Genomic DNA, 16,414 nt, shown 5'->3' on the forward strand with positions numbered 1-16,414 from the left:
CTGAAATAGTAGTATGAAGATACGGACCTATCGTTAAAGGATAATGAGTGGATATGAAACTATATCAACAAGAGTGGTAGCACGGGAATTTTACTCTCGTCTCTTATTTAAGAGACGAGAGTTTTTTAATTTAGAGTGTTATTGTTGTTATATTTTTCGTATCAACAAGAGTGGTAACACGGGAACTATATCTCGTCTCTTATTTTTAAGAGACGAGATTTTTTAATATAAAGAAATAAAAAAGCGCGCGCGAATTAAAAAATGTCTAGCTAGATACCAAATTAAAATAATATATTAAAAATTTTGAGGAGGAATCTATTATGAAAAAGAATATGAAGGAAAAAGTTGTTTTAGCATACTCAGGAGGTTTAGATACATCAATAATAATCCCATGGCTTAAGGAAAACTATAATGCAGAAATAATAGCAGTTTGTATTGATGTAGGTCAAGATGAGGATATGAGTGAAGTTGAGGTAAAGGCTATAAAATCAGGAGCAGTAAAAGCATATATTGAAGACTGCAAAGAAGAATTTATAGTAGATTATATATACAAAGGAATAAAGGCAGGAGCTATATATGAAAATAAATATCTTTTAGGAACAAGCTTTGCAAGACCTCTTATGGCTAAGAAGTTGGTTGAGGTTGCACATAAAGAAGGAGCTAAGTATATTTGCCATGGATGTACAGGAAAAGGAAATGACCAAGTAAGATTCGAGGTTGGAATTGCTGCAATTGATCCTAGTATTAAGATTATAGCACCATGGAGAATCTGGGATATAAAATCAAGAGAAGATGCTATAGATTATGCAAAATCAAAGGGTGTAGAGGTTGCAGCAACAAAAGAAAAAATATACTCAAGAGATCAAAATATATTCCATATAAGCCATGAAGGCGGAGAACTTGAAAATCCAGAGAATGAGCATAACCCTGATAGTATATATATGATGACAACTCCTCTTGAGAAGGTAAAAAATGAAGCAACTTATGTTGAAATATACTTTGAAGAGGGAATACCTAAGAAGATAAACGATGAAGAAATGTCTCCTGTTGAAATAATATCTTATTTAAATAAAATTGGTGGAGAAAATGGAATAGGAGTTATAGATTTACTAGAGAACAGATTAGTTGGTATGAAATCAAGAGGAGTATATGAAACGCCAGGTGGAACAATACTATTTAATGCACACAAAGAACTTGAATATTTAACACTTGATAGAGATACACTACAATATAAGCAGATAATAGCTCATAAATATTCACAGCTTGTATATGATGGACTTTGGTTCTCTACATTAAAAGAGAGCTTAGATGCATTTGTAGATTCAACACAAAAGACTGTTACTGGAAGTGTGAAATTAAAGCTTTACAAAGGAAATACTATGATAGCTGGTATGAAATCACCTTTTGCACTATATGATGAATCAATATCATCATTTGGAGAAAGTGATATGTACGATCATAAGGATGCAGAAGGATTTATAAACTTATTCAGCTTACCATTTAAAATAAAGTCAAATATGAAAAATAACATTAAAAGTGAGGTTGGTGGAATCTAGATGAAGCTTTGGGGTGGACGTTTTAAAACCGAAGAGAGTAAATTGATGGAAGACTTTAATTCTTCATTGAAATTTGATAAAGTCATGTATTTTGAAGATATACAGGGAAGTATAGCACATGTTAAGATGCTTCTGAAATCTAACATATTAACACAAGATGAATCTGATACATTGATTAAAGGATTAAATGAAATACTACAAGAAATTGAATTTGGAAAACTAAAGATAGAAGGAGACTATGAGGATATACACAGCTTTGTAGAGATAAACCTTGTAAAAAAAGTAGGAGATGTAGGAAAAAAGCTTCATACAGCTAGAAGTAGAAATGATCAAGTTGCTGTAGATATGAGAATGTATACAAAAAGAAAAGCTTTAGAAATAGTAGAGAGTATACAACATCTTCAAGACGTTATACAAGATAAGGCTTATAAAAATAATTATATAATGCCAGGGTATACTCATCTTCAAAGAGCTCAAATAGTAACATTCAAATATCACTTAATGGCTTATTATAGTATGTTCAAAAGAGATAAACAAAGAATGCTGAACTCTTTAAACTTAATGAATGAAAGTCCACTTGGATGCTGTGCACTTGCTGGAACAACTTATGATATAGATAGAGATTATACATCTGATTTGCTTGATTTTGATAAACCTGTTGACAACTTCTTAGATGGTGTTAGCGATAGAGATTATATAATAGAAATTATATCTAATATGAGTATAGCAATGATGCACCTTAGTAGATTAAGTGAAGAAATAATACTATTTAGCTCTAAGGAATTTGAATTTATCAAAATAAGTGATGAGTATTCAACTGGAAGCAGCATAATGCCTCAAAAGAAAAACCCAGATGCAGCAGAGCTTATAAGAGGAAAGACTGGAAGAGTATATGGAAGTTTAATGTCTATTCTTACAACTATGAAGGGTTTGCCTCTTGCGTACAATAAGGATATGCAGGAAGATAAGGAAGTGTTTTTTGATTCAATAAAAACTACCCTTAGCTGCTTAAAGATTATGGCTAATATGATAGACACACTTACAGTTAATAAAGAGAATATGTTAAAGGCTGTAAAACATGGATTTTTAAATGCAACAGAGGTTGCTGATTATCTAGTAAATAACGGTATGGCTTTTAGAGATTCTCATAAGGTTGTTGGAGAGATAGTTTTATATTGCGAAGAAAAAGCAATAGCTATAGAGGATATGAGTATTGATGAATTCAAGAAATTTAGTGAATTATTTGATGAATCTATATATGAATTTATAGACTATGAGAATATTCTTAAAAAAGGAATTAAAAAGGAAATAAGAAAATAAAAATTCGTCTAGTTGCTACGCACTGACTCATGTCGCTAACGATCCCTACGGGCTCCGTTGCTCAAAAATAATTGCAAGTGTAGTTTCTTAATCAGTGTTATTGGAAATTTAAAAATCATATAGTTTTCTATATAGTAAAAAATTATAGATAGTTAGTAGGAGTTAATAAAAAACGAAGCTTATTTAAATAAGCTTCGTTTTTTATTTTTTAGGAAATTATAATGAGTTTAGATAATTTATTAATATAATTTCCATTAAAAACTTCAAAAAAATATGTAAAAAACTACAGAAAAACGGTAAGTTTTTAACAAAATAAGAATGGTAAGGTTTTCACAAAAACCTAATCGCGATTAAATGATTTTGGTTACCAGTGAATAAAATGACAATGAAAACGTTTTCTAAAAAACAAGTGTGACATAAATATAACTTCTATATTAAATAAAAGTTGTTATACAAACAAATTATTTCAACAACTTTAGTGGATATAAACGGCCAAAAATCAATGTATTCTGTATCTTGAAAAAATTCTAATAAATTTTACGTTTGAATCCCTTTTAATTAAAATACAACCTTATTATTAATTATCAATCTGACTATAAAAACTAACATTGTGAAATAATAAGCAAATTTTTCTATAACATATGAATATTTTAATATGAATATTTTAATATGAATATTTTTTGTTAAAAAGTTATTTTGAATTTTTTAAATTGTCCGAAAATACTCTTGTATTCTGAATTCTTTTCTAATATACTTAGATACGGCAGAAGCCATTTGTATCCAATATATTCTATTCTTAATCTTAAAAGAAGGGAAATAAAAGTTATAATAAAGGTTTATTTATTTGATTGACACTTTATTTAATAAACTATATAATGAAATGAGTTAATTAAATAAAGTTTAAAGCTCTAAAAAATTAAATAAATAAAGAAAATCTATGATATTGCTAAATTGATTTGGTGATGACAAGTTTTTAAAAAGATATGTACTTAAATCTTTAAAATTAATTTAAAGATTTTATAAAGTTTATTGTTTTTAGAAATCAAAAATTAAAAATAGAAGGGAGGAGCTGGTTACAACTAGGTGGACTTATTATATTATTTTTAAAAATATCAAAATATTTTATTCGGGAGGACAATTATGGAAACATTTTCGAATTTAGTTACTGCCCTAGGTAATTTTGCGTGGGGACCTTTTATGATTGTTATGCTTGTTGGGACAAGTTTATTTCTAAGTGTTGGGACAAAGTTCCTACAATTTAGAAAAATGCCCTTAGCTTTTAAACTATTATTCTCTAATCGTGAATCTAGTGAAGAGGGAGATATGTCTCCATTTGCAGCTCTTATGACATCACTTGCTGCAACAATTGGTACTGGAAATATTGCGGGAGTTGCAACAGCAATTGCTGCTGGTGGACCTGGTGCAATTTTTTGGATGTGGGTTGTGGCATTAGTAGGTGGTGCAAGTAAATATGCTGAAGCAGTTCTAGCTGTTCAGTTTAGAGAAGTAAACGAAAAGGGAGAGAGATCTGGTGGCCCAATGTACTATATCAGAAATGGTATGGGTAAAAAATGGGCATGGTTAGGTTGGCTATATGCATTCTTTGGTGTTATGGCATGTTTTGGACCTGGGAACTTAGTTCAAGCAAATGCGGTTGCTAGTGTTATGAATAGCTCTTTTGGTGTTCCTTATTTAGTGACTGGTATTATTGTTGCTATTGCAACTGCTATTGTTTTAATTGGTGGGGTAAAATCTATCGGTAAAGTTTCAGATAAAGTTGTTCCGCTTATGGCAGGAATGTATATTATTGGTGCACTAGCAATTCTTATTATACATGTAGATAAAATTCCTGCAGCTTTCGGTATGATCTTTTCTAATGCATTTACTGGTCATGCAGTACAGGGTGGTCTTTTAGGAACAGTTATTCGTTTTGGTGTAGCTCGTGGAGTATTTTCTAATGAAGCAGGTCTTGGTACTGCTGCTATTGCTCATGGTGCTGCTGCTACAAAAGATTCTGTAAAGCAAGGTATTATAGGTTCTTTAGGATCTTTTATTGATACATTAATGGTTTGCTCTATGACAGCTCTTGTAATATTAGTTTCTCCTGCAATAAACATTGGGCAAGATGGTATTTTACAACTTTTAGCCTCAGATGGTGCAATGTATCCTGTTACTATGAAGGCAGAACTTGCATCTAAAGGTATTAATCTAATTAGTGGTGCTGCTCTTACTTCCACAGCATTTAATATGGGACTACCTGGGCCTGGAGATCTTATTATTGTTGTTGGTCTGATATTCTTCTCTTACTCAACAATCCTAGGATGGTACTACTATGGTTCAAAATGTCTTGAGTATATTGCAGGAGTCAAAGCTGTTGAAGTATACAAATGGCTTTGGATTGTAATGTGTGTTGTGGGTTCTGTAGTAAAGCTTGATATTGTATGGGGTCTATCTGATGCATTTAATGGTTTGATGATACTTCCTAACCTTATAGGTATGCTAGCTCTTAGCCCATTGGTATTTAAGATGACAAAAGACTATGAATCAAATGAATCAAATAAATCAGATGAGTTAAAAAGAAGTATATAGAAATAGTTTCTGACTAAAATAGTAAAAGATATCGTACGATATCTTTTACTATTTTTTTGAATAAAATAAATTCATAAAAAAAGATAATACTCCGAACTGATTGTGTGGTATCCTTTTAGCTACTAAACAAAAAAGAAGATACGGCATCAGAAGATTTAATATATTAGCACACGCTCAAGCGTTTAATTATAAAAATCTATCTAGAAATTAACTAGATAAACCTTTTAATAAATTCAAAATATATTTTATACGATAGGTTAGTTTCAATTGGTTCGCTATTATAGTAATCGGAGAGTATGTAATTAAATGTGTGTAAACTTCATATTGGATTTAAATATGGTGTTTTAACTATATCTAAGGGTTACGTTTTTATATAAAAAACTAGCCCTTTTTCTATTTAAAGAAAAAGGGCTAGTTTAAGATTAATTATCTTAATTTTTTGAGTTAGCTAAAGCTGAAATTAAATAGCTAATGAAGTAAGTCTTTCTTCGAAATGTATATTTAATTGGTCTAAAATTTGAGCCCAATTTCTAATCTTTTGACTCCGTTTTTCTTCAACTAAATCTAATTGAATAAGGGCAGCTTCTTCTGTTGGAGTTGTATAGACTAATTTTAAATCTCTAGAAAATCTTTTTCCATGATTATATGATATACATCACTTTTATTTTCACCAATCTATATGCCTAAGACTTCTTTAAATTCTTCTATATTTATACCTATAACAGCGTAAGCGGCTCTATTAATTATTAGTTTTGAGAGAAATTTCAGGAGCCAGGTACGGCAAATGTAAGTACGGTTCTGTGAGAGTAAAGAAAATAGGACTAATTATCCTGTTTTCTAGCTAATCGATAGTTTTTAGGAAATTAAAACTCTTTTAGATAGTTTATTAATATAATTTGCATTAAAAATTTCAAAAAAAATATATCAAAAACTACAAAAAAACGATAATATTTTAACGAAATTAATCATGATTAATAAGTTTTTATTTTTCTGAAGATAAAAACTTATATGGAAAACGTTTTCAGAAAAAAACATAACATAAGTACAACTTTTACATTGAATAAAAGTTGTTACATAAATAAATTATTTGAACAATTTAATCTATGCATAATTGTATGTACACCGCAATAAATCAATATATTCTATATATTAAAAAAATTCTAATAAAATTTGCGTTTTAATATTTTTTTGAATAATATTCAATAATATATCAACTATCAATATCACCATAGAAACTAATATTGTGAAAGGATAAGCAAATTTTTCAATATATTTCTATAGCCCATATATGTATAAGACTTTGTTAAAAAATTAATTTGAATCTTATGAATTTTCCGAAAATATACTTGTGTTCTACATTTTTTTCTAATATACTTAATATAAATTGTATTTATTTGAATACATAATATTATTCGCAATTTTATTAAAGGAGTGGTTTTTGTGGAAGCACTAAATAATTTTTTTACTCAATTGAGTGGTATTGTTTGGGGACCCATTATGCTTATCTTATTGGTGGGTACAGGTATTCTATTAACATTTAGACTTGGATTTGTTCAAGTTACTCATCTTCCTTATGCTTTAAAATTAGCATTTTCAAAGCCTAAAGAGGAGGAAAATAAACCTAAAGAAGAAGGAGATATATCTCATTTCCAAGCTCTTATGACAGCACTTGCTGCAACTATAGGTACTGGTAATATAGCCGGAGTTGCTACAGCTGTTTCAGCAGGGGGTCCTGGAGCAGTATTTTGGATGTGGATTACAGCATTCTTTGGAATGGCTACAAAGTATGCAGAAGGTATGCTTGCTGTTAAGTACAGAACTGTTGATGAAAATGGAGAAATGGCTGGAGGTCCTATGTACTATATAGAAAAAGGACTGAACGCTAAATGGTTAGGAGTTCTATTTGCATTCTTTGGTGGTTTCGCAGCTTTTGGTATAGGAAATATGGTTCAAGCAAACTCTGTTGCTGAATCTATAAACGTTACTTTTGGAGTAAGTCCAACTATAACTGGTATTATTTTATCAGTATTAACTGCAGTAGTTATACTTGGTGGAGTTAAAAGTATAGGTAAAGTTACTGGTCTTATAGTTCCTGTTATGGCAATATTTTATATAGCTGGAGCGGCATTAATATTAATTATAAATGCATCTGAAGTTCCTCATGCGTTCTCTCTTATATTTAAATATGCATTTACTCCTGCAGCTGCAACTGGTGGATTTATGGGATCTGCTGTAAAATTAGCTATTCAAAAGGGTGTATCTCGTGGAGTATTCTCAAATGAATCAGGTCTTGGTTCGGCACCAATAGCCGCTGCTGCTGCTAAAAGTGATGTACCTGGACGTCAAGCACTAGTATCAATGACTGGTACATTTATAGATACTATATGCGTTTGTACTATGACTGGACTTGTATTAATTTCAACAGGAGCTTGGACTAGTGGGGAAACTGGTGTTGCATTAACTACAAGAGCGTTTAGCACTGGTCTTCCAGGAAATTCGGGAGGACTTATAGTTTCAGTAGGAATTATATTCTTTGCTTACTCTACAATATTAGGTTGGAGCTATTATGGAGAAAAATGTATGCAGTACTTATTTGGTTCAAAAATTGTTAAACCTTATAGATATGCATGGATTGGATTCGTTTTACTTGGCTCTGTTATTAAATTAGATCTTGTTTGGGCAATTTCAGACGTATTTAATGCGCTTATGGCATTCCCTAACTTAATAGGGCTTATAGGATTAAGCGGTGTACTTGTTGCTGAAACTAAAGAATTTAATAAATTATTAGAAGAAGAAAAGAAACAAAATATAGGAGCATAAAAATAAAGCATTGAGGGAATATTTTAAATTCCTCTATGCTTTTTCTTTATAGTAATATATAATTAAGAAATAATTGGAAAAAGGTGAGTTTGTGTTAGCTGAGCAAAAATCAATGACTTTAAGTGAATACATATCAGTATATGAAATTTAGCTAATAGATCAATTCTGGATTTAGAAGAATATCAAAACAAGTTAAAAAAATTAATTATATAATAGAGACCATGATGCAGAGTATATTTATAAATTTACTGCACATGGTTTTTTTTAGATTCTATTATTCTTTTTAACTATCTCAGCTTTAGTGAATATAATAAAATAACAACAAAATAATTAGTTATTCTATATTAGCAGACATATTCATAAAGTAAAGCTTAATTCAGATGGAGTTTTTACTCCAACTGAATGTCTAGTTGAATTAATCCAGAAGCTGTTAAGTTCTTATATCCAGGCTTAAGAGGATAGAGTCTTAGAATTTTTAGCTTTCGGATAAAACCAGGTAATTTCAATACTTTAAATGATTTGGAGGAGGTGCTATATGTGAGTAATCAAATTTGGGCTTGGAGAAATAAATATAATGGTGAATTAGATGAGAGTATTTTTAGAACTAATAAGAATATACCGGTACAGCTTAGAGGTTCTACTGATTTTCTAACTAATGTTATATCTATCTCTGCTGGTAACCGTCATAGTTTAGCCCTTAAGGCTGATGGAACAGTTTGGGCTTGGGGAAGCAACTCTAATGGTCAATTGGGTGATGGTACTTCTGGAACTAATAAGGACATACCGGTACAGGTTAAGGATGCTACTGACCCCACTGGTTTTTTAACTAATGTTATAGCTGTTTTTGCTAGTTGGAGACATAGTTTAGCTCTTAAGATTGATGGAACAGTTTGGGCTTGGGGTAATAACTACGATGGCCAATTAGGTGATGCTACTTCTGGAAGTAATAAAAATATGCCAGTACAAGTTAAAGATACTACTGATCCTACAGGTTTTCTAACTAATGTTACAACTATCTCTGCTGGATGGTTTCATAGTTTAGCTCTTAAGGCTGATGGAACAGTGTGGGCTTGGGGTAATAACTCTAAGGGACAATTGGGAAATGGGACTTCTGGAACTAATGAGAAGATACCGGTACAGGTTAAGGATCATACTGCTTTTCTAACTAATGTTATAGCTGTTTTTGCTAGTTGGAGTCATAGTTTAGCTCTTAAAGCTGATGGAACAGTTTGGACTTGGGGCAATAACTACGATGGTCAACTAGGTGATGGTACTTTTGGAAGTAATAAGAATATACCAGTACAAGTTAAAGATACTACTGATCCTACTGGTTTTCTAACTAATGTTATAGATATTTCTGGTGGTTGGTTTCATAGTTTAGCTCTTAAGACTAATGGAACAGTTTGGGCTTGGGGAGGAAACTCTAGTGGCCAATTGGGTGATGGTACTTTTGGAAGTAATAAGAACATACCGGTACAGGTTAAGGATCCTACTGGTTTTCTAACTAATGTTACATCTATTTCAGCTGGTTGGAGTCATAGTTTAGTCCTTAAGACGAATGGAACCGTTTGGGGTTGGAGTAGAAATATTGAGGGTCAGTTGGGTGATGGTACTTCTGGAAGTAATAAGAATATACCAGTACAGGTTAAGGTTGTTAATGGTTTTATGACTAATGTTATAGCTATTTCAGCTGGTTGGAGTCATAGTTTAGCCCTTAAAACTGATGGAACAGTTTGGGCTTGGGGCAATAACTATAATGGTCAACTGGGTGATGGTACTTTAGGAGGTAATAAAAACACACCAGTACAGGTTAAAGATTCTACTAATCCTTTTGATTTTATCACTAATGTTATGGCTATTTCTACTGGTGATCGTTATTTTACTTCTTAAGTAAATTATAATTCATTTACAAGTAAAATCTATATATTTACTTAAGTAAAATAAATATGATAAAATAATATTTATGATATTCTAACAACACCAATAGTTTATATTGGTGCTGTTAGAATTCTCATTTCTTTAAATTCTTTGATATAATTTTTCTTCAATATTGATAAACTCTTCAATTATATATCCATGCAAACTCTTTAATTCTATTAGTTTTTTTGACATTTATTAAAATTTTATTTTAAGCAAGGAGGGAGTTTATGAAACTCACAATAAAAACAAAGCTAATTGCAATAATTTTAGTAGTAATAATTGTACCTATGTCACTTTTAGGTACAACATCGTATTTAAAAGCAAAAAAAGAATTAAAAAGCCAATTTAAACATTCTGTAGAGCAGTTAAATAATGATATTAGACAGTCGATTGGAAATCATTTTGAAGGATATGAGTATGGAGTTGATATGATTAGTAAAAATATTGATCTTAGAGAAATTCTGAATCATCCTGAATATGAACCTTTTTTAATGGAATTATTTAAGCAATATGTAGAAAGTTATAAAGGGGTAAGCCAAATATATATGGGAACTATAGATGGTGGATTTAAAATTTATCCTGAAGTAGATTTGGGAAGTGATTTTGATCCAAGAACACGCCCGTGGTATAAAAAAGCAATTGAATCACAAAGTGTTACTTGGACTAATCCATACATAGATGTTGTTAGTGGTAACCTTGCAATTTCTAGTGCAGCCCCAGTATATGACAACAAAGGTAAATTAGTTGGGGTAGTAGCTGTAACGATACCATTAGATAAATTATCTGAAAAAATAAGTTCTATAAAAGTAGGAGAAAAGGGATATCCATACATTTTAAATTCTAATGGAACACTAATTACACATAAAAATCCTGAAAAAATAGGTCAACAGACAAGTGTACCAGAAATTTTAAAAGGTGTAAGTAGCAATAAAGATTTTGGAATTGTAGAATATGAATATAAAGAAGCTAATGGTAATGTAGCCAAAAAAATTGCTGTATATACAAAAATGGAAAATTTAGATTGGTACATAGTGTCAACAATATACATAGACGATCTGGAAAAATCTACTAAAGGCATACTTACGAATGCTATATTAATAGGATTATTTATAGTTATAGTAGCATCAATAGTAGGTGTACTATTTGCAAATAAAATTTCAAAACCTATAAAATCAATAGTGGCTAATATGAATAAAGTAAAAGATGGAGACTTTACAGTAAAATCAGATATTAGATCAAATGATGAAATAGGACTACTTTCAGACAATTTTAATATCATGATAGAAAATGTTAAATCTCTATTATTAGATGCAAAACAAGTAAGTGAAGAAGTATCAGATGCAGCAACAAATTTAGCAGCTACATCAGAAGAAACTAGTGCATCTGCTGAAGAAATATCCAAAACTGTAGAAGAAATAGCAAGAGGTGCAAGTGAACAAGCGATGGATGCAGAAAATGGAGCAAAGCTTGTATCTAATTTAGATGATAAATTTAATAAGCTAGCAAATAATAGTGATACTATGTATAAAAATGCTAATGAAGCAATTAATGTAAATGAAGAAGGTATTAATGTACTTAATCAGCTTAAAGAAAGAACTGATTTAAATAATGAATCTATCACAAAAATAGAATATGCAGTAAGACAATTGAGTGAAAAATCAAGTAACATTGAAGATATACTAGATACAATAAGGTCTATAGCACATCAAACAAATTTATTAGCACTAAATGCAAGTATAGAAGCGGCAAGAGCAGGAGAAGAAGGAAAGGGATTTGCAGTAGTAGCAGATGAAATAAGAAAACTTGCAGAAGGATCAAGTACTGCAACTGATGAAATAAAAAAAATAGTAGATACTATTAAAGAAGAAAGTGAAAATACAGTTGGTATTATGAAGGAAGTAAAAATTGTTTCTATAGATCAAACAAAATCTGTAAAAGATGTAAATAATTCTTTTGCTAAAATATCTAAATCAATAGATAATATTACAAATGAAATAGAAGAAGTTAATAGATTTGTAATAGATATAATAAAAGATAAGGATTCAATAGTAGAGTCTATAGGAAATATATCAGCCGTATCGGAAGAAACGGCAGCAGGATCAGAGGAGGTTACGGCATCTGTTCAGCAACAGGCCATGGCAGTCGAAGAAGTAGCAAAAAGTGCAGAAAAGTTAAATGAGTTTTCTTTAAAACTTAATGAGCAAATAAATAAATTTAAAATATAACAAAATATAAGCGGAGCTGTCTTAAAATAGAAATTAATTTCTATTTTAAGACAGCTCTATTTTGTGAAAAAAATCGTAAGAACTAATGATATACATATAACTATTTTTTAATTTTTATGAGTTTTTATAGTAATTATCACTTGTTACAGGCAAGTTGTAATGCAGTAGAAGGATGAATTTATAATAATATATAAAAAAGAAAATATAATACTTATTTAAAAAATGCATATATTTACAAAATATACAATTAAAATATAACTGATTGCAGAATTCTTAGAATCATCAGTAGTTTTTCATTGAAAATCACGATTATTTTACATATAATGAGAACTATAGATTAAATAAACATATAAAGGGAGGTATATAAATGATTGATAAGATATTAACGAAGTTTGCGTTTAAATGGAAAATTATAAGTATTGTATTGACGTTATTTTTTATTTCTACTTCGATTCTTATGGGGGTATCTATCAAAATAGTTAATGATAAGCTAGAAGATGAAATAACAAAGAATGGTATGAATTTAGCTGAACAGATAGAAAATCAGATAGAGGGAAGTAAAGAAGTTGAAAAAATGTTACAAAGTATAATAGATGATAAGATTATAACTTCATGTTCTATGATAAAGTACATGGATATAAATAATATCTCTAATGAAAATATAGTTCAACTAGTTTCTGATTTGGGGATATCGGAAATAAGTATAATAGGTCCAGATAGAATTATAGATTATTCTAATGTCCCTGCTAATATAGGTTGGGAATATCCTGTTGGGCACGCCATGGATAGTGTATTTGATGGGGGTTCAGATACTTATTTAGAGGACCCAAGAGAAAATCCGCTTGATGGAAAACTTTATAAATTTGGAGGTATTAGTTTAGGTAATGGCTATTTTGTACAGGCTGGTGTTTCTGTAGATATAATAGAAGATTTTAAGAAAAATGTTAACATCCAAAGTACACTTACAAAAGCAACAGAAGATGAAAGTGTATTATATGCTGTACAGATTGATAAAACTGGTTTAGCAGTTGCTGGTACTAATGAGGTAGTTGGTAAAACATATGATGATGATGTAACAAAATCAGCAGCTATAAATGGAAAGGCAGCTTCGAATAAGTGGTTTGATGAAGAATTAGGCATTTGGGCATATGATGTACAAATTCCGTTCTATGAAGATGGAAAACATATTGGTTCTATTGATGTAGGATTATCATTAGATTCTTTGACAGATGCTAAAAATGATATTATTAAAACTTCTATTATAATGTCAGTAGTTATAATTTTATTAGTTTCTCTAATATTATATTTTGCAATTGGGTATGCTATGAAGCCGTTAAGAATAACTTCTGGTAATATTCAAAGAATTGCAGAAGGAGATTTTACGGAATCTATGGATTTGAATATACTAAAATATAATGATGAAATAGGATATATAGCTAATTCAGTTCAAAAGATGCAAGAAGAATTAAAGAATCTTGTAAGTAATATTAAAAATAGCTCTTATGAAATGACCAGTCAATCTGATAGTTTAGCTGAAATTACTGATCAGTCCAATCAGGCTATGAGTATTATTGCTCAGTCGGTTGAACAGATAGCATTAAGTGCATCGGACCAAGCAAAAGATGCTCAATCAGTTGCAATTAGTACAGAGGAATTGGGTATAAAAATCAATACTTCTACTGAGGTTATTGATGAAGCTGTTTGTTTAACAAATGAAACGGATAAGATATGTAAAGAAGGTAGTATTATTATATTTGATTTATATGAGAAAACAGAAAATAGTAAAAAGAAGAATAGGGATGTTCACGGTATTATTGAAGAAGTAAACATCGCAACTGGAAACGCAGAGAGTATTACAAGTCTTATAACTCAGATTTCAGAACAAACCAATTTGTTAGCTCTTAATGCAAGTATAGAAGCTGCTAGAGCAGGAGAAGCCGGTAAAGGGTTTGCTGTAGTTGCAGAAGAAATTAGAAAATTAGCAGAAAATACAGGAAATGCAACTAAGGATATAAGCGAAATAATAAATAATATACAAATAAAAGCAGTGAATGCTGTAAGTATAATGAATGAAGTAAATCATATGACAGAAAGTAATGATAAAGCTATTGATAATACAGGTAATGCATTCAAAAAAATTGAACAGAAGTTAGAAGAACTTGTATCAAAAATAATTGAAGTAAAACAGGTTAGTAATGATATTTCTGATAATAAAGAAGTTATTATCGATTCTATACAAAATATATCAGCAATAACAGAAGAAACTTCAGCGGGAACAGAAGAAGTCTCAGCTTCAACAGAAGAACAGCTAGCGTCTATAAGAGAGATAATGTCATTAGCTAAGACTTCAAATGAATTGGCTAGGGAGCTTCAAAATAATGTAGAGAGATTTAAAATTGAATAGTTGTATATATCTTAAGACAATTAAAGGACATCTCGATAGAGGTGTTCTTTTTACGTTTAAGGAAACTATATAGTTTTGAATCTATGGATAACATTGATAAAAGAACTACAATTGCAATTATTTTTAAACAACAGAGTCATGAGACTTGTTGGAGCCATGAACGCATGTGAATTTTAAGAACGGAGCCCGTAGGGATCGTTGGCGATATGAGTTAGTGCGTAGCGACTAGACTAATTTTTTGTTTATTTATATAAGAATAATTAAAGAGTTATATGGTTTTTTTGTGTGAAAAAGGATTAGTATGGGAAAGATAATAATTAATAATAAAGATTAAAGTGATAATATTTTGGAGGATCTATGGATAAAGAAATTATTTCAGATAGAAAGGCTATAAGCATATATATAATATTTTTATCAGGAACTGCAATTATATATACAAGAGGTATACAGGCTAAACAGGATATATGGATAGCATGTATATTAGGGCTTATTATGGCATTACCAATTATATTTATGTATGTACGAATACATAATATATTTCCAAATAGAGACTTATTTGAAGTTGTTGAAATATGTTTTGGTAGGTTTATAGGAACTATAATTATACTATTATATATATGGTATGCTTATGTTATAGCAGCTGTTATATTGAGAGAATACTTAGAGTTTTATGTAACAGTAACAATGCGGCAAACACCAGGTATAGTACCAGCCTCTATACAAGCCTTGTTAGCAGCTTGGCTAGTAAAAGTAGGAATTGATACAATAGGAGGATGGTCAGAGGTATTTACACATATATTAATAGCTTTTGTATTTATGACAATATTACTACTAATATTAGGTGGTGATATAGAAATAAATAATCTTAGACCTACTTTAGTTTCAGGTATAAAACCAATATTAAGGGGTGCTTTTTCGGTACTCTCATTTCCTTTAACACAAGTAGTTGTACTTACTATGATATTTTCAAACCTTAAAAGCAAGGCATCTTATTTTAAAGTATATACAATAGGTACTATAATAGGATTTATATTAGTATTTTTAGTATTTGTAGCAAATGTTGCAGTATTAGGAGTAGGATTAGCATCAGATAAATATTATACATTGACTGTAACTGCAGCAAGAGTAGATATAGGAGATTTTGTACAGCGGGTAGAAATATTAGCAAATACTATGTTCGTATTAGGAGGAGTATTAAAGCTTAGTATATTTATATTAGCTATATGTAAGGGTATTAGTTATATATTTAAATGTACAGGTTATCGTTTTTTAGTAATACCTGTAACACTGCACGTAATTAATCTAAATGTTTTTATATTTACAGATATAGCTGATATGGTTAAATGGTTAGAATATACTATAGATTACTATCATTTATTTTTCCATGTTTTTATACCTATTATCATATGGATAGGGTGCGAGATAAAACATAGGAAAATGATTCAAAATGAAGTTAACTAATGAAAATTATAAAATAGGATAATACAGGGGAATTTTAATATAAAGATATAAAAAATACTGCATTTATAAGCATTAAACAAGCTTATAAATGTAGTATTTTATTTTGATATAAATTTTTG

At 30.1% G+C, this 16,414-nt stretch carries 8 protein-coding genes and 1 other annotated feature (1 of these 9 only partly in view); all 8 genes read left to right on the forward strand.

Translation table 11 applies throughout. The features are described 5' to 3' along the window. Nucleotides 1-107, forward strand: a binding site (T-box leader); it begins 108 nt to the left of the window's first position. A gap of 225 nt (nucleotides 108-332) precedes the next feature. The 8 genes from M2214_RS02560 (at nucleotide 333) to M2214_RS02595 (ending at nucleotide 16,295) form a co-directional block, all read left to right on the forward strand. Next, entirely contained in the window at nucleotides 333-1,556 is a 1,224-nt protein-coding gene (locus M2214_RS02560) for an argininosuccinate synthase (protein WP_248484732.1), read from the forward strand. Further along, complete coding sequence (argH, locus tag M2214_RS02565; protein WP_248482517.1) at nucleotides 1,557-2,876, forward strand: argininosuccinate lyase; 1,320 nt, start codon at nucleotides 1,557-1,559, stop codon at nucleotides 2,874-2,876. 1,140 nt (nucleotides 2,877-4,016) lie between these two features. Then, nucleotides 4,017-5,465: an alanine/glycine:cation symporter family protein gene (locus M2214_RS02570; RefSeq protein WP_248482519.1), complete on the forward strand. Its 1,449-nt coding sequence runs from the start codon at nucleotides 4,017-4,019 to the stop codon at nucleotides 5,463-5,465. Between the two features lie 1,497 nt (nucleotides 5,466-6,962). Further along, entirely contained in the window at nucleotides 6,963-8,285 is a 1,323-nt protein-coding gene (locus tag M2214_RS02575; RefSeq protein WP_248482521.1) for an alanine/glycine:cation symporter family protein, read from the forward strand. Between the two features lie 537 nt (nucleotides 8,286-8,822). After that, a complete protein-coding gene (locus M2214_RS02580) occupies nucleotides 8,823-10,175 on the forward strand; it encodes an RCC1 domain-containing protein (RefSeq protein WP_248482523.1) in 1,353 nt (450 codons plus the stop codon). 257 nt (nucleotides 10,176-10,432) lie between these two features. Beyond that, complete coding sequence (locus M2214_RS02585) at nucleotides 10,433-12,430, forward strand: methyl-accepting chemotaxis protein (protein WP_248482525.1); 1,998 nt, start codon at nucleotides 10,433-10,435, stop codon at nucleotides 12,428-12,430. A 367-nt stretch (nucleotides 12,431-12,797) separates the two neighbouring features. Beyond that, complete coding sequence (locus M2214_RS02590) at nucleotides 12,798-14,834, forward strand: methyl-accepting chemotaxis protein (RefSeq protein WP_248482527.1); 2,037 nt, start codon at nucleotides 12,798-12,800, stop codon at nucleotides 14,832-14,834. A gap of 357 nt (nucleotides 14,835-15,191) precedes the next feature. Beyond that, nucleotides 15,192-16,295 carry a GerAB/ArcD/ProY family transporter gene (locus tag M2214_RS02595; protein WP_248482529.1) on the forward strand — a complete coding sequence of 368 codons (1,104 nt, stop codon included), beginning with the start codon at nucleotides 15,192-15,194 and terminating at the stop codon, nucleotides 16,293-16,295. Nucleotides 16,296-16,414: the final 119 nt, after the last annotated feature.

This window comes from Tepidibacter aestuarii (genome assembly GCF_934924865.1).
Classification (GTDB): Bacteria; Bacillota; Clostridia; order Peptostreptococcales; family Peptostreptococcaceae; genus Tepidibacter_A; species Tepidibacter_A aestuarii.